Here is a 19,333-nt window from a genome sequence, read left to right as displayed (position 1 = left end):
CTGTCAGGGGGTCTTGGCGGCGATCCGGTCGAGCAGGTCGGCCAGCCGTCCGGGCATGGAGAAAAAGGGCGAATGGCCGCTGTCCAGTTCGTAGACCTCGTCGGGCGCGAAACGGGCGGCGAGCTTGTCCTGCAGGTCAGGTGGGATCGCCCCGTCCTGGCGGCAAAGGATGTAGCTGCGCGGCTTGTCCTGAGAATTGGCGGTCAGCTCGACCACGGTCTGGCCCGGGGCCTGCGCCTGCGGGGTGAGGCGGGGCAGGGCAAAATCCACGGTTTCTGGCGGGCAGTCCTGGTAGAAAAGATCGGGGGTCATTGCCGGGTCGAACATGTGGGACAGCCCGTCGTCCGAGACGCGGATGGCGGCAACCAGCGGCCGCGTTGCTCCGAGAAAGCGCATCTCGGACATGGTCTTGCCGGGCCAGGGCGTGTGCGCGCAAAGGTAGACGAGGCGCGCGATGTTGTCTGGTGCCAGCTCGGCTGCGCGGGTGATCGGGAAACCGGCCATCGAATGACCGACAAGGATCGTGGGTTCGGTCAGGTGGCGGATGATCGTTTCCGCGTAGAGATCCAGCGTGACCTCGCCCACCGGCGTCTTGTCCGCGCCGTGAGAGGGCAGGTCTATGGCCTCGACCTGATGCCCATGTGCCTCCAGCGCGGGCAGCACGTCGCGCCAGCACCATGCCCCATGCGAGGCGCCGTGGATCAGCAGAAAGCGCGCCACGTCAGCCCGTCGCGCCCTGCGCCCTGAGGAAGGCGGACAGGAGGGCGGCGTATTCATCCGGTTTTTCGACACAGGGCAGGTGGCCGGCGCCCCGGACCAGTTCCTTTTGCGCACCGGGGATCAGGTCGGCGGTTTCGAACACAAGGTCGGGCGGGGTCGATCCGTCTTCGGACCCGGCGATGGCCAGCGTGGGCAGGCGCAAGCCGCTGGTCGATGACAGAAAATCCGTGCCCGCGATGGCGGCGGCACAGCCGGTCCAGCCCTCTGCGGGGGTGCGCAGGAACATGTTGCGCCAGCCGGGGAACTCTGCGGCGTCGTGAAAGGGTTTCGAGAACCAGCGATCCATCGTCGGGCCGACAATACTGTCCAGCCCGCCGGTCTTGACCGCCTCGATCCGGTCTGCCCACATGTCGCGGGTGCCGATCTTGGCGGCGGTGTTCGACAACACCATCGCGCGCACCAGGTCGAGCCGCTTGGCCGCAAGCCCTTGGGCGATCATGCCACCGATCGACAGGCCGACGAAGATCGCGTTGGAAAAGCCCGTGTGATCCATCAGCCGTTCCACGTCGGTGATGAGCGCGCCCATGCTGTAGGGGCCGGCAGGCGTATCCGACAGCCCGTGCCCGCGCTTGTCATAGCGCAGGATGCGCAGGCCAGCGGGCAAGAGCGGCAGCACCTCGTCCCAGAGCCGGAAATCCGTGCCAAGCGAGTTGGCGAAGACGACGGGCGTGCCGTCGTCCGGTCCGGTGACGCTGTAGTGCAGGCGAAGATCGCCGAATTGAGCCATCTGCATGGGTCGTGCCTCCCTTTGGCGCATGGTTTAGCGCGTGGGGGAGGGGACCGGAAGGGGGCGCGCTCAGTACCGGGTGTCCAGCGGGCGCAGGCCGCCACGCGTGACCCGCACTTCGCCCCGCCATTCGGGGATACGGGTGAGGTCGGCACTGATGGCGGCGCCGAAATCCACGGAATAGGAGATCACGCGCAGCCCGCCCGGCGCCGGTTCGACCGTCAGGTCGACGCGGCAATACTGCTGCGCACCAGCGCTGAACCAGCCGGGGACGCTATAGCTTGGCCCGGTCAGCAGGGCGCGGCGGCGTTCGGGGCTGCCGTCCTGGGCCGGTTCGCGTTCCCTGACATGAACGACGTAGTCGGCGCCCAGGTAGGCCGGGTCCGCCGTGCGGGCGACCAGATCGGCAAAGTCATAGCCTTCGCGCACGAAGTGCTGGCGGTAGGTCAGCGTATGCGTGCTGATGCAGATGCGGCGATAGATCTGGTCGAAACTCGCTCGGGCGTCGGGAAAGACGCTGCTGTATTCCAGATCCTCGGTCAGCTCGATGTCCATCAGCTTGGCCTCGGCGATCGTGTCGACATAGCGCATGTCGGCCGAGGGTGTACCCAGGACGATGGCCAGCAGTTCGGGCGGCAGCGCCGGGCCCGAGGCAGTGAGTGCCTTGTAGGAACTGTCGGCCAGCAGCTTTGCGACCTGAAGCGCCACGCGAAAGACCTCGGCGTCAGAGGCGGCGGGATTGGCGCCGTCGCGGATGAAGGGAGAGTGGAAGCCCAGCCGCGCGCCCGGTTCCAACTGGCGGCTGGGATAGGGGCTGTTGGCGCCGAAGGCCTGACCGAACATGAAGAGGATCGCGCAGGAAGACAGGCATTCGTCGCCCGTCCGAACCCGGGTTCCGAAAAAGAACCCGCCCGTGTCGCCGTTGGCGGCCTTTAGGAATTTCAGCACCTCCCCCAGCGAGCCGCCCGGGCTGTTCAGGCAGATGCGGGCGTTGAAGCCGCCCAGCACCTCCTCCTGGGTGGCGCGCATCAGGTCGCCGGGTTCGATGACCCCGTCGAACCGAAGGGTGCAATCGCCGAATCCGTCCGGCTCCAACCGTGTCCATTCGCCCGCCCAGGCAGGGGCGGCGAGGGTCAAACAGGTGAGAGTGGCGACCAAGCGGAGCAAAGCGGACATGAAAAGGGCCTGTCTGTTGAAAACGACAGGCCCAGAATGCCGGGGGAAACGCCCCCGGCGCAATGTTTTCCTGAAGGCTCAGGCGATCTCGACCAGTTCGATGTCGAAGGTCAGGTCCTTGCCGGCCAGCGGGTGGTTGGCGTCCAGCGTCACGACCTCTTCGGTCACGGCGACGACGGTCACCGGCAGAACCTGTCCGCCCTGTGCCTGCACCTGCAGCTGGGTGCCAAGGTCAAGCGGGATGTCGTCGGGGATCTCGGAGCGCGGCACGTCCTGGCGCGCCTCAGGGTTGGTGTCGCCGTAGGCGTCCTCGGCGGGAACCTGGACGGTCTTCTTGTCGCCAACTTCCATGCCCGGGATCGCCTTGTCGAGACCGGGGATGATCTGACCCGAGCCGACGGTGAATTCCAGCGGGTCGCGGCCCTGGCTGGAGTCGAAGGTAGAGCCATCGGTGAGAGTGCCGGTGTAATGAATGCGCACGGTGTCGCCGGTCTTGACCTGCGTCATGGGGAACCTCTGTCTGTCAGGGGGTGATTGGGTGAGGCCGGGTCCGTCCCGGGTGCTCGGATTTGGCCCAGCCTACGCGCGCCCGAACGGGTTTGCAAACCGGCTTGTCGGGTCAGAACGGCGCAAAACCGCGGAAATGGCGCCCGGATCGGGGTTTTCCAGCGTCTCGGGCCGTGTCAGGGTGTCGCTGGTTACGGGAAGGGAGACGATCATGGCCATCAAGGTTTGCGTGTTCGATGCCTATGGCACGCTGTTCGACGTGGCCGCCGCGGCGCGGGTCGCGGCAGAGGAACCGGGGCGCGCCGCGCTGGCAGAGGTCTGGCCGCAACTGGCCGCCGACTGGCGCGCGAAACAGCTGGAATACAGCTGGCTGCGGGCCGTGACCGGCGACTACGTTCCCTTCTGGCAAGTGACCAAGGACGGGCTGGACTGGGCGATGGACCGCGCGGGTCTCGATGACATGGAACTGCGCGAACGCCTGCTGGCGCTTTACTGGGAATTGCCGGCCTACCGGGAGGTGCCGAAGATGCTGGCGCAGTTGCAGGCAAAGGGCCTGGGGGCCGCGATCCTGTCGAACGGCAACCGAGACATGCTGGATGGCGCGGTCGACAGCGCGGGCATCGGGGAATTCCTGCACGCGGTACTGTCGGTCGAGCAGGTGGGCATCTTCAAACCGGCCCGCGTGGTCTACGATCTCGTGGGAGATGAATTCGGCTGTGCGCCCGAAGAAGTGTTGTTCGTGTCGTCCAATGGCTGGGACGCGGCAGGGGCGGCGGCCTACGGGTTCGAGACCGTCTGGGTGAACCGCATGGGGCTGCCGATGGATCGGCTGATGGCGCAGCCAAAGCACGTCCTGACCGACCTGACCACGATACCGGAGCTTGTGTGATGCCCAGTTTCCAGTCCTCTGACGGGGTTTCCCTGTTCTACCGCGACGAGGGGGAGGGCCTGCCGCTGCTCTGCCTTGCGGGGTTGACGCGCGACGGGCGCGATTTCGATTTCGTCGCCCCGCACCTGGAAGGCGTGCGGCTGATCCGGCTGGATTACCGCGGGCGCGGACAGTCGGGTTGGGCGCCGCACGAGACCTACCAGATCCCGGTCGAGGGGCGTGACGCGCTGGAGCTTATGGATCATCTGGGGCTGGAAAAGGCAGCGATTCTAGGCACTTCGCGCGGTGGGTTGATCGCGATGGTGCTGGCGGCGACGGCCAAGGACCGGTTGCTGGGCGTGGCGCTGAACGACATCGGGCCCGAGATCGCCGGGCCGGGGCTGAAGGTGATCGAGGGCTACCTGGGGCGCAAGCCGCCGCAAAAGACCCTGGCCGAGGTGGCACAGCGGCGCGCCGAGGTCATGACAGGCTTTGTCGGCGTGCCCGAGGCGCGCTGGATGGAAGAGGCCGAGCGGCTATTTGTCGAGACGGATCAGGGGCTTGAACTGACCTATGATCCCCGGTTGCGCGAGGCCGTGCTGGGCGGAGGCGCGCAGCCCGCGCCGGATCTCTGGCCGCTATTCGACGCGCTGGAGGGCCTGCCGCTTTGCGCGTTGCGCGGGGAGAACTCCGATCTTCTGACGCCCGAATGTTTTGGCCAGATGCAGCAGCGGCGGCCAGACATGATCGCCACCGAGGTCAAGGGGCGGGGGCATATCCCCTTTCTCGACGAGCCGGAGGCGCTGGAAGCCCTGCAGAAATGGCTGGCGGCGCTGCGCTAGAACGGCAGGCGCATCTTGTACAAAACGTACGTTTTGTACGTCGATTCCAGCGTTTTGTACAAAGCGGCAAGAACCCGTTAACCCGGGTCCGGCATGGGCGCGCCGGGCGCGCGTGTCACTCTGGCAGGTTAAAGACCCGGCTGGGGTGCAATTCCCCCGCCTTGAAGCGGCCCACCGCGACGGGCCGGCCCTCGAAACTGGCCCAGGCCTCGTCGCCGTATTCCACGTCGCCCGGCACCACCATGCCGGGGTTGCCGTTGCGCAGCCGCGCGGCGCCCTGCGCGGTGCATTTCAACTCGGGCAGTTCGTCGAGGCCAACCTCCAGCGGCAGCAAGTGGGTGTCCAGCTCCGGCGTGCGGGCCAGCGCATCGATCTGCTCCAGCGTGATGCCCTGCTCGGCCTCGAAGGGGCCGGACCAGAGACGGCGCAGGGTGACGACATGGCCGTGACAGCCAAGCGCCTTGCCCAGGTCGCGGGCGATGGAGCGGACATAGCCGCCCTTGCCGCAGGTCATTTCCAGAACGGCGGTGTCAGGATCGGGGCGTTCGGTCAGCACCAGTTCCTCGACCCAGAGCGGGCGGGCCTCGATCTCCATTTCCTCGCCGTCGCGGGCGCGCTTGTAGGCGCGTTCGCCATCGATCTTGACCGCGGAGAACTGCGGCGGGACCTGCATGATCTCTCCGACGAACCCGTGCAGCGCCTCCTTGATCTCGTCGTCCGAGGGGCGTGCCTCGGATGTGGCGATGACCTCGCCTTCGGCGTCGTCGGTGTTGGTGGCCTGCCCGAAGCGCACGGTGAAACGGTACGCCTTCAGCGCGTCGGTGATATAGGGCACGGTCTTGGTCGCCTCGCCCAGGGCCACGGCCAGAACGCCGGTGGCTTCCGGGTCCAGCGTGCCGGCGTGCCCTGCCTTCTTGGCGTCCAGCGCCCAGCGGACCTTGTTGACCACGGCGGTCGAGGTCAGGCCCGCGGGCTTGTCCACGATCAGCCAACCGGAAATGTCGCGTCCCTTGCGCCTGCGTGCCATGTCTTGCCCCTGTGCGATGAGGCGCGCGGGGTAGCAAGCGGCGGACAGGCTGTCAATCGCGGGCGAAGGTTCCGTCGCCGTGGCTGGCCCGGGGCAGCGACACGTCCAGCAGGCCGGCGGCGCGGCAGAGCACCAGCGCGAGCAGGACCGCCCAGAGGTTGGCCAGAACAAACGCGGCGGTGATCCCGGCAAAGCCGAAAAGCGCGGCACCCGCCCAGGCGAGCGGCACATAGACCAGCGCGATCCGGCTGGCCGAAAGCGCCATCGACCAGAGCGCGCGGTCGCGGGCGTTCATGGCGGCGTTGGCCGTGACGAGGATGCCGTAGCCGAAGAAACCGAGGCTGCCCCAGCGCAGGTAGGTCGTTGCGTCCGCCGCGGCCGCGCCGCCATCGGTCATGAGTGTCGCAAGCCAGGGCGCGGCGAACATCAATGCGCCCGACAGCAACGCGCCATAGCCGAGGCAGGCCAGGAAGGTCAGGTGGACGGCCCGTTGCGCGCGGTCGAATTTCTCGGCGCCCCAGGCTTGGCCGACCACCGGGCCGATCCCGGACGACAGCGCCAGCATCGGCACAAACAGCAGGGATTGCAGGCGTGTGGCGGCGCCAAAGCCGGCCACGGCGGCATCGCCCAGCGTGGCTGCGGCAGAGGTCACGAGAGACAGGCCCAGAGGATTGATCGCGTTCGATGCCGCCGCTGGGCCACCGATGCGGGCGATGCGCCGAAGGCTGTCGCCGATCCCGGTCAGGCAGTTGCGCGAGAGGGACAGCCGTCCGCTGCGGATGGCGAAGGCCAGCAGGCCCGCGAAGCCGATGACGCGCGCGATGCAGGTGGCAATGCCGGCGCCCTCGGTGCCCAGTGCGGGAATGGCGCCAAGCCCGAAGATGAAGATCGGGTCGAGGGCGATGTTGATGAGCGATTGCAGGGTCATCACCGTGGCGGCGATGCCGCTTTCTCCTCCGGCGCGGAAGACCGCGTTCAGCCCCATTCCCGCGACCATGGGGACGAAACTGGCGCACCACCAGGGGACATAGGACAGGACAGCCTCTTTCACCGCGTCCCGGGCGCCCATCAGTTCGAAGAGCCAGGGGGCGGACAGGTAGAAGGCAAGCGCCGCGACGATGGCCAGCGCAGTCGCAAAAATCAGCGAATGCAGGGCGAGGCGCGCGGCGGTCGCGTCAGAGCCGCTTTCGCGCCCCAGCGCCTGGCTGACCACGGCCGAGGTGCCGGCGCCCATGCCGATCGACAGCGAGGTCAACGCGATGATGGCCGGGTAGATGAAGCCTATGGCCGTCAGCGGCACGTCACCCGCGCGCGCAAGAAAGGCGGCATCGGCAAGGCCGACTGAGAGCACACCGAGAATTCCGATGCTCATCGGGGCGGAGACACGAAAAAGGGCCCGTCCAACGGGCCCCTTGGTCAGATCACGGGTTTTTTGCTGCGACATGCGGACCGAACGCGCCGCGGGCGGTTCGGTTCCGCAGAAGCGCGCGGATCAGTCCCGCTTGCCGGCAAAGCGCTCTTGCCATTCCTCGCGCTCGGCGTCGGTGATCTTGCGGAAGGTCACGTCCGGCACGGTGAAGGCATGGCCGACGGGCAGGGCGGTCAGCGCCGCCTCGACATCGTCGGGCCATTCGGCATCCTCGGCGTGCATGGCTTTCAGCAGGTCGGTGCAGGCATCGGGGATGAAGGGAGAGGAGATCACCGCGTAGAGACGGATCAGGTTCAGCGCCAGGCGGATCTGCGCGGCGGCCTGTTTCGGGTCGGTCTTGAAGGTGGTCCAGGGGGCGACCTCTTGCAGGTATTCGTTGCCCAGCACCCAGGCCGCGCGCAGGGCGGCGGCGGCCTTGCGGATCTCGATGGCCTCCATGTGGGTTTCGTATTCCCGGACCTTGGCGGTCAGGTCGGCGATCAGCTTGGCCTCGGCCTCGCCGGGGGTGCCGCCCTCGGGGACCGCCTCGGAGAACTTCGAACGGCAGAATTTCGTGACGCGCGACGCGAAGTTGCCCAGCACGTCGGCGAGGTCCTTGTTGACGCCGGACTGGAAGCTTTCCCAGGTGAATTCGCTGTCCGAGGTTTCGGGGACGTGAGACAGGAGCCACCAGCGCCAGTAGTCGGCGGGCAGGATGTCCAGCGCCTGGTCCATGAAGACGCCGCGCCCGCGCGAGGTGCTGAACTGGCCGCCGTCGTAGTTGAGGTAGTTGAACGACTTGATGTAATCGACCAGCTTCCACGGCTCGCCCGACCCGAGGATGGTGACCGGGAAGGAGAGGGTGTGGAAGGGGACGTTGTCCTTGCCCATGAACTGGGTATAGCGCACGTCGTCGGCGCCCTTGTCGGTGCGCCACCAGCGTTCCCAGTTGTCGCCCTTTCCGGCATCGACCCATTCCTGACCGCAGGCGATGTATTCGATCGGCGCGTCGAACCAGACGTAAAAGACCTTGCCTTCCATGCCCGGCCAGGGCGCGTCGCCCTTTTGCACCGGCACGCCCCAGTCGAGGTCGCGGGTGATGCCCCGGTCCTGCAACCCGTCACCGTCGTTCAGCCATTTCTTGGCGATCGAGGTGGTCAGCACGGGCCAGCCTTGCCGTGTGTCGATCCATTCCTCGATCTGGTCCTTCATCGCGGACTGGCGCAGGTAGAGGTGCTTGGTCTCGCGCATCTCGAGGTCGGTGGAGCCGGAGATCGTCGAATGCGGGTTGATCAGGTCGACCGGGTCGAGCTGCTTGGTGCAGTTGTCGCACTGGTCGCCGCGGGCCGAGTCGAAGCCGCAATTGGGGCAGGTGCCCTCGATGTAGCGGTCGGGCAGGAAACGGCCGTCGGCCTTGGAATACATCTGCGTTTCCGAGACTTCGCGGATCAGCCCGTTGTCGTCCAGCACCTTGGCGAAATGCTGGGTCAGCTTGCGGTTCTGCTCGGACGAGGAGCGCCCGAAGTGATCGAAGGACAGCCGGAAGCCCTCGGCCAGCTTCGACTGTACCTCCCACATCTCGGCGCAGTAGTCGGCAACCGGCTTGCCCGCCTTGGCGGCGGCCAGTTCGGCGGGGGTGCCATGTTCGTCGGTCGCGCAGAGATACAGCACCTCGTGCCCGCGGGCGCGCAGGTAGCGGGCATAGAGGTCGGCAGGCAATTGCGAGCCGACGAGATTGCCCAGGTGCTTGATGCCATTGATGTAGGGAATGGCAGAGGTGATGAGATGTCGGGCCATGATGTGCGCTTCTGTCAGAACCGGGGTTTGCGCACGGTTTAGCCGCCAAGCGGCCCGAGGACCAGAGGGCGCTCCCGCTTTGTCGCAAACAGACCGCGATGCGGCGCTGCAGCGACGGAATCGCCCCCCGCCCCCGTGCGAGGCGGGGCCGGGTGAAACGAGCCTCTGACGCGAAGGAACCAGGGTGATGTTGCAGGTTTTGTCGGGGGTCTGGGCCCTGCTTGTCGGCATGGTATTCATCATGATCGGCAACGGGATGCATTTCACGCTGATCGGTTTGCGCGGCGGGATCGAAGGATTTTCGCCGGCCGAGCTGGCGATTGTCACCTCGGGGTATTTCGTCGGGTTCCTGTCGGGCGCGCGGCTGTCGCCGGGGATGATCCGGCGCGTCGGGCATGTCCGTGTGTTTGCCGCGCTGGGCAGCTTCATGTCGGCCGGGCTGATCGCCTTTCCCCTGATCGCCGAACCCTGGGCCTGGACCATCCTGCGGATCCTCGTGGGGTTCTGCATGTCGGGCGTCTATGTCACCGCCGAAAGCTGGCTGAACAACGCGGCCACCAACGAGACCCGCGGCAAGGTGCTGTCGGCCTACATGCTGGCGCAGACGCTGGGTGTCATCGCGGCGCAGGGTCTGCTGACCGTGGGGGATGCGGCCAGCGCGGCGCTGTTCATCGGCGCGTCGATCCTCGTCTCGCTGTCCTTCGGGCCGATCCTGCTGTCGGTGCAGCCGGCCCCGGCGACGGAACTGGCCAAGCCGATGGGGCTGATCGCGCTCTATCGCAATTCGCCGCTTGCGGCGGTGGGGATCTTTCTGCTGGGCGGCGTCTTTGCGGCGCAGTCGGGCATGGGGGCGGTCTATGCCACGCAGATCGGCATGAGCACCTCGCAGACCGCGCTGTTCGTGGCGATGAGCTTTGCCGGGAGCCTGGTGCTGCAATATCCGGTGGGCTGGCTGTCGGACCGGATGGACCGGCGATTGCTGATCCTTGGCGCTGCGCTGTTCGGGGGGGCGGCCTGCGGGCTGGGCTATGTCGCCGGCGAGATCAGGATCCTGATGGCGGCGGCCTTTCTCATGGGCGGGGTGGCGACGCCGCTTTACGCGCTCTTCATCGCCTACACGAACGACTATCTGCAGGTCGAGGACATGCCTGCGGCCTCTGGCGGCCTTGTCTTTGTCTACGGGCTTGGCGCGATTTTCGGGCCGCTGGCGGCCGGTGCCGTCATGGAATGGGTCGGGGCCGAGGGATTCTGGCTGGTGACGCTGGGCTTTTTCGCGGCGATCACCGGCTATGCCGGGTGGCGGATGACGCAGCGCCCGGGGGTTCCGGTGGACGAGACCGACAGCTACCTGGGTGTCTTGCCGACCTCGTCCCCGGTGGCGCTGGAAGCGGCCGGGGCATGGGCGGTCGACCAGGCCGAGGCCGAGGCGGAGCATGAGGCGGCGACGGATCAGTCATCCTGATCCGGGCGGTCGCGGAAGCCTGACAGCAGGCGCCCCACCAGGAAGGTCGAGCGCGGCGTATAGATATAGCGCGTGCGGGTTTCCCTGGCGCGGCCCCTGCCCATCCGGACCAGGCCGAAGACCACCAGCAGCGCGTGCCCGGCGGCGATCATGACGAAAAGCGCGGGCGGGCCGTAAAGCTCGATCAGGGCCGAGGCGAACCAGGGCGCGGCGATGGCGCCCACGGCAAACCAGAACATCAGCGCCGCAGACAGGGCGATGCGTTCCTCGCTGGCGGCAAAGTCATGCGCGTGGGCGGCGGCGATCGAGAAGATCGGAAAGGTGGTCAGGCCGAAGATGGCGGCGGTCAGCATGATCCCGAGGGTGGGCAGGCCCGTGGCCAGCGCGGTTAACGTGCAACTGCCGATGGCGGCGACCGACAGCCAGACCAGCACCCACCGCCGGTCATAGCGGTCGGCCAGCCAGCCCACCGGGTATTGCGCCAGCGCCCCGCCTGCCACGAAGGAGGCGAGGAAAAAGGCGATCTGCGCGGTTTCCAGCCCGACGCCGGTGCCGTAGAGCGGGCCGACCATGCGGAACGAGGAACTGGACAGCGCGGCCACCAGCACCCCGGCGACCGCGAGGGGCGAGCGCGCCCAGGCCAGGCCCGGGGTCAGGCGCGGGGCGTCGGGGGTTTCCGGCGGGCGCAGGCGGCTCAGCGTCAGCGGCAACAGGGCGGCGGTGCAGAGCAGTGCCAGCAGCGTGTAGCTGACGTAATGCGCGGGCGGCAGGATCGAGATCATCAGCTGCGCGCTCAGCGAGGCGACGAGGTCGGCGAGGCGATAGGCGCCGGTGGCGCGGCCCCGGGTCTCGTTCGTGACCTTGGCGTGCAGCCAGGCCTCGATCACCGTGTAGCAGCCTGCCACGCAGAGCCCCTGGCCGATCCGCAGCGTCGCCCATGCATAGGGGTTTTCCACCAGGACGTGGCCAAGGATGCCGATGGTGCCGAGGGCCGTGAAGGCGGCGAAGGCGCGTGAATGGCCCACCGACCCCATGAGTCGCGGCGCCCACCAGCAACCGATGAAGAACCCGGCGAAATGCGCCGAGCCCAAGAGGCCGATCTGCGTTGTCGTGAAGTTCAGCGCCAGCCCGGAGAGCGCGTCGAGCGGGCCGACGCTGCCCGAGGAAAGCTGCAACAGGATGACCGAAAGAAAGAGCGAGGCAAAGGAGATGATCAGGCGCATGGGGTGTTTCTGCCCGCTCGGGCGGCAGAAGTCAGGTGGCTTCGCGACAAAATCTTGTCGTTTCGGCCGTGGCGTCCACTAGTCGGGGGTGGGCCAGTCGTGCAGCTTTCCCCCCTCCAGCCGCCAGGTTCTGGGCGGCTGCATCCGGGCGCGCAGCCGGTCTATGCGCCAGGCGGTCTGTTCAGGTGCATGGAGGGGATCGCAGCGAAGCCGCGTCTCGACCCCCGGCGCGCCGCCCGCGCCGGGCGTCAGGATCAGCCCCAGCGGGCGGCACAGCCCCATGCCCGCCCCGGCCTCTGCCGCAAGGTGCAGCCGGCGCACCGGGGTCATCGGGGGTGGGTCAGCCAGGTCCCCCACCACCACCGGCGCCGCACCGCTGCGCAGCGCCTCTTCCATCGCCCAGAGGCTGTCGTCGGGGCGGTCGGTGGCGGCAAAGATCACCTCTCCCGGGGGCAGGATCGCCTGCATGCCGCAGGGGTTGAGCTGATCCGGGCTGTGGCGGCGGGTGATCCAGATCACCGGCCCGCCCGCCTGGGCCGCGACGTGCAGCGCCAGCGTGCGCCGGGCCTGGCCGCAGAGTTCGTGCACGCGGGCAAGCGGCAGCAGGATGTCGCGCCACAGAACCAGCGCGGGGGGCGGCGCATGGGGGCGGCGGGTGAGCAGGGCAGAGGCCATCGTCATGCGGCAAGATTAACGTGTTCTCATTTTGTTCTCAAGCGCGGAGTCCGGCCTGCCCGACGGAAATGCGCCGGGATCGGTGCCTCTTGCCATCCCGGCTGGGCCTGTCATTTTGGCGCCCGACCGACGATTTCAGACAAGGGCCTTTCCCATGAAGATGAACCCGCTGGGCCGCACCGGCCTGATGGTGTCCGAATTGTGCCTGGGCACGATGACTTTCGGCAACCAGACCCCGCCCGAAGAGGCCCATCGCCAGATCGACAGGGCGCTGGAGGCCGGAATCAATTTCATGGACACCGCCGAGATGTACCCGGTGAACCCGGTGCGGGCCGAAACCCTTGGCCGGACGGAGGAGATCATCGGCGACTGGAATGCCGCCTCGGGCCGCCGATCGGAGTGGATCCTGGCCACCAAGCATTCCGGCGAGGGCAGCATGGCGCGCGACGGGGCGCCGATCACCTCGAAGACGATCCGCGACACGGTCGAGGAGGCGCTGAAACGGCTCAAGACCGATTACATCGACCTCTACCAGTTCCACTGGCCGAACCGGGGCAGCTACATGTTTCGCAAGAACTGGCGCTATGACCCCTCGCAATCGGGCTGGACCCGCGCGCAGGTGGTGGCGGACATGGAGGATTGCCTGGGCGCGCTGCAGGCCGAGGTCGAACGCGGCACCATCCGCGCCTTCGGCCTGTCGAACGAAAGCGCCTGGGGCACGGCGCTGTGGCTGGAGGCGGCGGAGCGGGTCGGCGGGCCGCGCGTGGCCTCGATCCAGAACGAATACTCGCTGCTGTGCCGGCTGGCCGATACCGACCTGGCCGAACTGATGGTCTACGAGGAGGTGGGCCTGCTGCCCTTCTCGCCGCTGGGCGCCGGGTTCCTGACCGGCAAGTACCAGGGCGGCGCGGTGCCCGAGGGCTCGCGCATGTCGCTGAACGAGACGATGGGCGGACGGCTGAACCCGCGTGTCTTCGAGGCGGTGGAGGCTTATCTGGGCGTGGCGCGGGAGTTTGGCCTGGACCCGGTGCACATGGCGCTGGCCTGGTCGGCGCGGCGGCCTTTCGTGGCCTCCTCGATCTTTGGCGCGACCACGATGGACCAGTTGGAGCACCTGCTGGGGGCCAGCGACCTGGTACTGTCCGACGAGTTGCTGGAACGCCTGGACGAGGTCCACAAGGCGCATCCGATGCCCTATTGAGCCACGCGCTTCGCAGGCTGTCCGGCCTTGGACAGCCTGCGGGTGACGGGGGCGGAAGGGCGCAGGTCAGAGCACGAAGTCATCCGCCGTCAGGCCGGTGACATTGGCCACGCGGATCTCGGCGTCCGCGGTGCCGTCGCCATTGGCATCGAGTTGCACGATCGTGGACCCCGTGGCGGTTTCCAGAAGGCGCAGCTCGGCGTTGCCGGACGGGGCAAAGCCGGCGGTGCCGCGGAACTCGAAGACACCCGGGGAAAGCCCGGCCACGACGATCAGGTCGATGCCCTGTTCGAAATCGAGGATCTGGTCGCGGTTCGCGCCCACCGCTGTTTCGGCGGTGCTGCGGAACACGAAACTGTCCGCATCCTGTCCGCCGGTGAGGAAGTCGCGCCCGAGACCGCCGGCCAGCTCATCCTCGCCCGCGCGGCCGCGCAGGATGTCGTTGCCGTCGCCGCCTTCGAGCGTGTCGTCGCCATTGCCGCCGTCGATGGTGTCCAGCCCGTCACCGCCATTCAGGACGTCACTGCCGTCCTGGCCGACGAGGATGTCGTTGCCGGTGCCGCCGTCAACGCTGTCGTCGCCGGCGTTGGCATTGATGGTGTCGTCGTTGAAACCGCCGTCAATGGAATCGTTGCCCGCGCCACCAAGGATCGCGTCATTGCCGGCATCGCCGGCAAGGAAATCGTCGCCGCCGCGACCAAGCAGGGTGTCGTCATCGTTGCCGCCGGAGAATTCGTCGGTGAAGGCGCCGCCGGCCAGCGTGTCGAGCCCTGCGCCGCCCGACACCGTGCCGACTGCCTTGCCGCTGCCTCCTTCGTACCTGTCATTGCCGTCGTCCAGATCGATTCCGCCGATCATCTCTCCGGCGTTTCGGATGACGTCGTTGGCGCCACTGCCGCTGTAGGACCGGGTCAGTCCCTGGATCACGCCACTGTTGTCCAGGGCGGTGATGCCGGACGCAGCGGAAAAGTCGGTGAAGACCCCCGTATCCTGCGCGGTAATGGTGCCTGTGTTGATGGCCGTGACGACACCGGTGCCGGAATAAAGCACCAGGCCGTCGCTGCGCGCCGAGATATGGCCGTGGTTGTCGACCCGGATCACCGCCGCCCCATCGTTTGTACGCAGGTCGATCGCGTCGGAATCGGACTGGATGGTGCCGAAGTTGACGACATTGCCGGTCGTCGACAACGTGGCGTTGATCGCATCCGAGGTGCTGGACCCGACGTAGCCTGCCTGGCCGATCTCGAGGAATGTGTTGGTCCCGCTGTTGATGTCGATCGCCTGCCCCGAGAAGGCCTGCACGGCGCCCAGAACGGTGATCCTGACTTCTCCGGTTGCGTCTATGGCATCGCCGCTCGTAGAGGACAGGGACCCAAGTACGGAGACAAATCCGGTTTCACCAGAGCTGAGGTCCTGGTTCGTTGTCGTATTGCTGGTGATCGTGAAACTGGCCATGGCGGACTCTCCTGTTTACCAATGTCGTTACCAATTAATTGCCTCGCCCCTGTCCGGCCGATGGCCCGTGCGGGTTGGCGCGTTGACGCAAATCACGTCGCCGCGTGAACAGGTGGCAGGTGCAGATGCTTGCACATAATGAATCCGGATGGCAGCGGTTTCGGGTGATCCAGATCACCGGGGCCCTCACCCGGGCGGATCATGCCCCACCTTTGCCTCCAGCGCCGTGACGTGGTCGGGCAGGGCGCGGGCGGTGATGCTGGCCTCTTTAACGAGGTGGTCGAAATGCCGGGTGATCGCGGTCACGCGTTCGGTGTCGCGGAAGGCCAGGTAGTTGCGGCCCAGGTAGAGCACCGCCAGAAGCGGCCCGAAGACCACGACCGGCGCCGAATAGAGCCGTCGGGCGTCGAAGAGATAGATCCGGAGCCGCGGGTAGAGCGTGGCGCTCAGTTCGGCCAGTTGCCTGAGTTGCGCGCGCCGGACCTCTGCCGGGATGCCGGCGTAATAGCCCACGCCTTCGGCGAAACTCTCGATCTCGTAGAGCGGAAAGGCGATTTCATAATCGGATTTCGAGGCCCGCATCCAGTCCAGCCGGTCCTCGGAAGCGTTGATCGCCTGTTCGGTGGTGCGGCCCAGGTGCGGCCCGTATTCCCATTCCAGCACCGCCCGCGTCTTGAGCATGTCGGGAAGGGCGGCGGGAACGTGCCGGATTTTGTAGCCCTCCGCCTCGCGGTGCCAGCGAAAGATCTGTTCATCCACCAGTGCCCGGGGCGCCTCTGTCAGGGTCAGGGAGGTGGCCAGCAGGTCGGCGGCGGATTCCGGTCGGTCCGAGAGGCCAAGCAGCCAGTCCGACGACACGCCAAGCGCCTGCGCGCAGGATCCGACAAGCTGGGCGTTGGGAAGGCGCGCGCCGGTGTCCTTGAGCAGTTGCGAGATGGTCGAGCGGTCCACGCCCACGGCCCGCGCCAGCGCGGTCTGGTTCGACCCCGCCCGCTGCATCGCCTCGGCCAGCCGTTTGCGCAGCAGGTCCGCGCGCGCCCGCTTGTCGATAATCTTGCTCATATAGTGATTTTTGTCACGGAATGCGAGAAATGTGAACCATAGACAGGATGCCACCCCGCTTGCGCGCCCGTTACCTTGGCCCCGTGATCAATACATTCGGAGGTTCTATGGAAACGCGGGCGCGTACGCTTGTGAAATCCGTCCTGTGGACGGCACTGGGGCTGGTGATGATGGCCGGGGTGGGCCTGGCCTTTACAGGCTCTTTGGCACTCGGGGGCGGGATGGCGGTGGTGAACGCCGTGATCGGGTTCCTGTCCTACCTGGTCTACGAGCGTGTCTGGTCGGGCATTCGCTGGGGGCGTCATGTCTGAGCGACTGCGCGGGCTGGAATGGCCGACGCTGGCGCTCTTGGCCGCGTGCTATGCGCTTTGGGCGCTGGGGACGACATGGGCGGCGGCGGTCTGGCTGCCGCTGGGCATGGTCCTGGTGACGCTGGGCGCGGCGCTGCATTCCTCCCTGACGCATGAGATGCTGCACGGGCATCCCTTCCGGTCGCGCTTCTGGAACGGGGCGCTGGTCTTTCCGGCGCTGTCGCTGGTGGTGCCTTACCTGCGGTTCAAGGACACCCACCTGGCGCATCACCGCGACTCGATCCTGACGGATCCCTATGACGACCCCGAGAGCAATTTCCTGGATCCCAAGTCCTGGCAGCGTCTGCCGCGCATGGCGCGGATGGTGATGCAGGTGAACAACACGCTTGCGGGGCGGATGCTGCTGGGGCCGCTGCTGGGGACGCTTGCCTTTGCGCGGTCGGACCTGCGCGCCGTGCTGCGGGGGGATCGGCGGGTCTTGCTGGGCTGGGCGCTGCATGTGCCGGCGGTGGCCGTTGTGGCCTGGTGGATGGTGGCGCTGGGGCAGATGCCGGCCTGGGCCTTCCTGCTCAGCACCTACGCGGCGCTGTCGATCCTGAAGATCCGCACCTTCCTGGAGCACCGCGCCCATGAGGACGCGCGCGGGCGCACCGTCATCATCGAGGATCGCGGGCCGCTGGCGCTGATCTTTCTCAACAACAACCTGCACGTTGTGCACCACATGCACGCGATGGTGCCTTGGTATCGGCTGCCGGTGATGTACCGCCGGAACCCGGAACGCTACCTGTCGCGCAACGGCGGCTATCGCTATGGCTCTTACGCCGAGGTGTTCCGGCGCTACTTCCTGCGCGCCAAGGACCCGGTGCCGCATCCGCTTTGGCCCCGGGGCTGACGTTGATCCGGGGCGCGTTGCGCTTGTGCCCGGCGGTTCGCTGCCGCTAATGGCGGCATGGACCTCTGGATCATCGCCACCCTCTGCGCGGCCACCTTTCAGACCGCGCGTTTCATGCTGCACAAGCTGTTGGCCACGGGCGACATCAGCGCCACGGGCAGCACCTTTGCGCGGTTTGCCTATGCCATGCCGGCGGGATTGGTGGTCCTGCTGCTGTACCTGGGCCTGACCGGGGCCGGCCTGCCCGTACCCGGGCCCGCCTTCTGGCCCTGGGCGGTGGTCGGCGGGATGGGGCAGATCCTGGCCACGGTGCTGGTGGTGCTGGCCTTCCGCGAGCGCAACTTTGCCGTGGGCATCACCTTCAAGAAGACCGAGGTCATCCAGACCGCGCTGATGGGGCTCGTCCTCTTGGGCGAGGCGATCTCTCCGCTGGGCTGGCTGGCAATCGGGATCGGGCTGGTGGGCGTGCTGATGCTGTCGAGGACGCCGGATGCGGCGGGGCTCTGGCGCGGCTTGGGCAGCCGGGCGGTGCTGTTGGGGGTCGGGTCGGGGTTCTTCTTTGCCGTGGCGGGCGTGGGCTATCGTGCGACGACGCTGGAGGTGCCCAGCGATGACCCTGTCCTGCGCGCGGCACTGTCTCTGGTCTGCGTGACGGCGCTGCAGACGCTGGGCATGGCGGTCTGGCTGCGCTGGCGCGAACCGGGACAGTTGCGCGCGGTCTGGGCGGCGCGGCGCCGGGCGGTCTGGCTGGGGCTGAGCTCGATGGCCGGCACGATGGGCTGGTTCACGGCCTTCACCCTTCAAAAGGCGGCCTATGTCTACGCGCTGGGGCAGGTGGAGCTGATCCTGTCGCTGGCGGCCTCCGTTCTGTTCTTTCGCGAAACCGTCACGCGGCGGGAGGTGCTGGGGATCGCGGTGCTGACGGTGTCGATCCTGGTGCTGGTGCTGGGTCTGTGAGCGGCGCAGGCAAGAGCGCGTCGCGCAGGACCAGTGTCACGGTGGCGAAGCTGACGTAGAGCAGCAGGTACCACGATCCCATTTTGGACAGGTGGACCAGATCCAGCGTCGTCTGTCCCTTGTAGAGCCATGTGTTGGTGTTCGTGCCGACGTTCTCGGCGATCCAGAGAAAGATCGAGGTCAGGAAGGCCGCGACCGGCAGCGGCATCCAGCGGCGGGTACGGTTTATCGTGAACCAGACGCGGGTGCGCGCGAAAAGCGCCACCGTGGCGGCCATCAGGACGTAACGCGCGTCGGGCAGGTAGTGGTGGGCGAAGAAGTTGACGTAGATCGCCACGGCCAGCGCCACACTCGTCCAGAACGGCGGGTAGGGGGCGAATTTCATGTCGAAGATGCGGATGACGCGGGCCATGTAGCTGCCCACTGCCGCGTACATGAAGCCGGAAAACAGCGGCACGCCGTAGACTTTCAGCAGCGCCTCCTCGGGGTAGGCCCAGCTGCCGGCATTGACCTTGAACAGTTCCATCGCCGTGCCGGTCAGGTGGAACAGCAGGATCACCTTGGCCTCTGTCAGGGTTTCCAGTTTCAGGACCAGAAAGGAGACTTGCAGGGTGAGGGCGTAGAGAAAGAGCGCGTCGTAGCGGTGCAGCGCCCAGTCGTCCTGCCAGATCCGGTCGCTGACGAGCAGGCCGCCCAGCATCAGGAAGCCGAACAGGCAGGCCCAGCCCTGCTTGAGCAGGAACATCAGGAGATCGGCGAGGCCGGTGGGGAGATGCGCGCGGGTGAAATCGCCAAGCGCGCGTTCGAGGCGTCTGGTCGTGGTCATGGATCTGTCTTGGCGCGGCGCGGTGGCGGGCGCCAGTCAGGGATGCCTGACCTTTCGTTCCTTGGCGGGCGGGGGCAGGGAGTGCGGATCGACCGATATCCGTCCATGCGAAGGGCGCCGAGAATGTCGCGGCGGAG

20 protein-coding genes are annotated in these 19,333 nt (G+C 67.0%); 7 read left to right on the top strand and 13 right to left on the bottom strand.

The features are described from left to right. Positions 1-3: 3 nt before the first annotated feature. The 5 genes from ACQY5B_RS19430 to ACQY5B_RS19410 all read right to left on the bottom strand — a co-directional run bounded on the left by ACQY5B_RS19430 (position 4) and on the right by ACQY5B_RS19410 (position 3,403). Entirely contained in the window at positions 4-720 is a 717-nt protein-coding gene (locus ACQY5B_RS19430; RefSeq protein ID WP_420327860.1) for an alpha/beta fold hydrolase, read from the bottom strand. A 1-nt stretch (position 721) separates the two neighbouring features. Then, on the bottom strand, positions 722-1,513 hold the full coding sequence (gene pcaD / locus ACQY5B_RS19425; RefSeq protein WP_420327861.1) for a 3-oxoadipate enol-lactonase: 792 nt from the start codon (positions 1,511-1,513) through the stop codon (positions 722-724). A 63-nt stretch (positions 1,514-1,576) separates the two neighbouring features. Then, positions 1,577-2,683: a hypothetical protein gene (locus tag ACQY5B_RS19420; RefSeq protein ID WP_420327862.1), complete on the bottom strand. Its 1,107-nt coding sequence runs from the start codon at positions 2,681-2,683 to the stop codon at positions 1,577-1,579. 78 nt (positions 2,684-2,761) lie between these two features. Beyond that, entirely contained in the window at positions 2,762-3,190 is a 429-nt protein-coding gene (locus ACQY5B_RS19415; RefSeq protein ID WP_305969463.1) for an FKBP-type peptidyl-prolyl cis-trans isomerase, read from the bottom strand. Between the two features lie 72 nt (positions 3,191-3,262). Next, positions 3,263-3,403, bottom strand: a complete 141-nt coding sequence (locus ACQY5B_RS19410; RefSeq protein ID WP_420327863.1) for a hypothetical protein — start codon at positions 3,401-3,403, stop codon at positions 3,263-3,265. On the opposite strand from ACQY5B_RS19410, the gene ACQY5B_RS19405 reads away from it, so the two are divergent. Next, complete coding sequence (locus tag ACQY5B_RS19405; protein ID WP_420327864.1) at positions 3,402-4,079, top strand: haloacid dehalogenase type II; 678 nt, start codon at positions 3,402-3,404, stop codon at positions 4,077-4,079. The genes ACQY5B_RS19410 and ACQY5B_RS19405 overlap by 2 nt on opposite strands. Next, positions 4,079-4,900 (top strand): alpha/beta fold hydrolase, encoded by an 822-nt coding sequence (locus ACQY5B_RS19400; protein ID WP_420327865.1) that lies wholly within the window; start codon positions 4,079-4,081, stop codon positions 4,898-4,900. The genes ACQY5B_RS19405 and ACQY5B_RS19400 overlap by 1 nt, the downstream gene beginning before the upstream one ends. Before the next feature lie 115 nt (positions 4,901-5,015). Here the strand turns inward: ACQY5B_RS19400 and truB are convergent, their stop codons facing one another. From truB to metG, 3 genes are all read right to left on the bottom strand, one after another. Then, the gene (truB, locus tag ACQY5B_RS19395) at positions 5,016-5,927 is read right to left on the bottom strand and encodes a tRNA pseudouridine(55) synthase TruB (protein WP_420327866.1); all 912 of its coding nucleotides are present in this window, start codon (positions 5,925-5,927) and stop codon (positions 5,016-5,018) included. A 52-nt stretch (positions 5,928-5,979) separates the two neighbouring features. Further along, positions 5,980-7,299 (bottom strand): MATE family efflux transporter, encoded by a 1,320-nt coding sequence (locus ACQY5B_RS19390; protein ID WP_420327867.1) that lies wholly within the window; start codon positions 7,297-7,299, stop codon positions 5,980-5,982. Between the two features lie 120 nt (positions 7,300-7,419). Beyond that, on the bottom strand, positions 7,420-9,132 hold the full coding sequence (gene metG / locus ACQY5B_RS19385) for a methionine--tRNA ligase (RefSeq protein ID WP_420327868.1): 1,713 nt from the start codon (positions 9,130-9,132) through the stop codon (positions 7,420-7,422). Between the two features lie 187 nt (positions 9,133-9,319). Between metG and ACQY5B_RS19380 the strand changes: the two genes are divergently transcribed. Next, complete coding sequence (locus tag ACQY5B_RS19380; RefSeq protein ID WP_420327869.1) at positions 9,320-10,594, top strand: MFS transporter; 1,275 nt, start codon at positions 9,320-9,322, stop codon at positions 10,592-10,594. On the opposite strand, the gene ACQY5B_RS19375 is transcribed toward ACQY5B_RS19380, so the two are convergent. Continuing rightward, positions 10,582-11,817, bottom strand: a complete 1,236-nt coding sequence (locus tag ACQY5B_RS19375; RefSeq protein ID WP_420327870.1) for an MFS transporter — start codon at positions 11,815-11,817, stop codon at positions 10,582-10,584. The genes ACQY5B_RS19380 and ACQY5B_RS19375 overlap by 13 nt on opposite strands. 78 nt (positions 11,818-11,895) lie before the next feature. Further along, the gene (locus ACQY5B_RS19370; RefSeq protein ID WP_371931732.1) at positions 11,896-12,492 is read right to left on the bottom strand and encodes an ImuA family protein; all 597 of its coding nucleotides are present in this window, start codon (positions 12,490-12,492) and stop codon (positions 11,896-11,898) included. Between the two features lie 154 nt (positions 12,493-12,646). Here ACQY5B_RS19370 and ACQY5B_RS19365 point away from each other — a divergent pair, with 154 nt between their 5' ends. Then, a complete protein-coding gene (locus ACQY5B_RS19365; RefSeq protein WP_420327871.1) occupies positions 12,647-13,693 on the top strand; it encodes an aldo/keto reductase in 1,047 nt (348 codons plus the stop codon). A 66-nt stretch (positions 13,694-13,759) separates the two neighbouring features. On the opposite strand, the gene ACQY5B_RS19360 is transcribed toward ACQY5B_RS19365, so the two are convergent. Together ACQY5B_RS19360 and ACQY5B_RS19355 are read right to left on the bottom strand one after the other, a co-directional pair. Beyond that, positions 13,760-15,148 (bottom strand): calcium-binding protein, encoded by a 1,389-nt coding sequence (locus ACQY5B_RS19360; RefSeq protein ID WP_420327872.1) that lies wholly within the window; start codon positions 15,146-15,148, stop codon positions 13,760-13,762. Positions 15,149-15,334: 186 nt separating this feature from the next. Further along, a complete protein-coding gene (locus tag ACQY5B_RS19355) occupies positions 15,335-16,210 on the bottom strand; it encodes a helix-turn-helix domain-containing protein (protein WP_420327873.1) in 876 nt (291 codons plus the stop codon). A 107-nt stretch (positions 16,211-16,317) separates the two neighbouring features. On the opposite strand from ACQY5B_RS19355, the gene ACQY5B_RS19350 reads away from it, so the two are divergent. The 3 genes from ACQY5B_RS19350 to ACQY5B_RS19340 are packed head-to-tail and all read left to right on the top strand — an operon-like array spanning position 16,318 to position 18,370. Beyond that, positions 16,318-16,521 carry a DUF2061 domain-containing protein gene (locus ACQY5B_RS19350; protein WP_305969475.1) on the top strand — a complete coding sequence of 68 codons (204 nt, stop codon included), beginning with the start codon at positions 16,318-16,320 and terminating at the stop codon, positions 16,519-16,521. Next, positions 16,514-17,413 carry a fatty acid desaturase gene (locus tag ACQY5B_RS19345; RefSeq protein WP_420327874.1) on the top strand — a complete coding sequence of 300 codons (900 nt, stop codon included), beginning with the start codon at positions 16,514-16,516 and terminating at the stop codon, positions 17,411-17,413. Before ACQY5B_RS19350 ends, ACQY5B_RS19345 begins: the two co-directional genes overlap by 8 nt. A gap of 57 nt (positions 17,414-17,470) precedes the next feature. Then, entirely contained in the window at positions 17,471-18,370 is a 900-nt protein-coding gene (locus ACQY5B_RS19340; RefSeq protein WP_420327875.1) for an EamA family transporter, read from the top strand. Here the strand turns inward: ACQY5B_RS19340 and ACQY5B_RS19335 are convergent. Then, positions 18,300-19,196: a DUF817 domain-containing protein gene (locus ACQY5B_RS19335; RefSeq protein ID WP_420327876.1), complete on the bottom strand. Its 897-nt coding sequence runs from the start codon at positions 19,194-19,196 to the stop codon at positions 18,300-18,302. The two genes, ACQY5B_RS19340 and ACQY5B_RS19335, sit on opposite strands and share 71 nt — an antisense overlap. Between the last annotated feature and the right edge of the window lie 137 nt (positions 19,197-19,333).

The sequence above is a fragment of the Antarctobacter sp. genome (assembly GCF_965277915.1).
Lineage (GTDB): Bacteria > Pseudomonadota > Alphaproteobacteria > Rhodobacterales > Rhodobacteraceae > Antarctobacter.
This window is presented reverse-complemented; position numbering and strand designations above follow the sequence as displayed.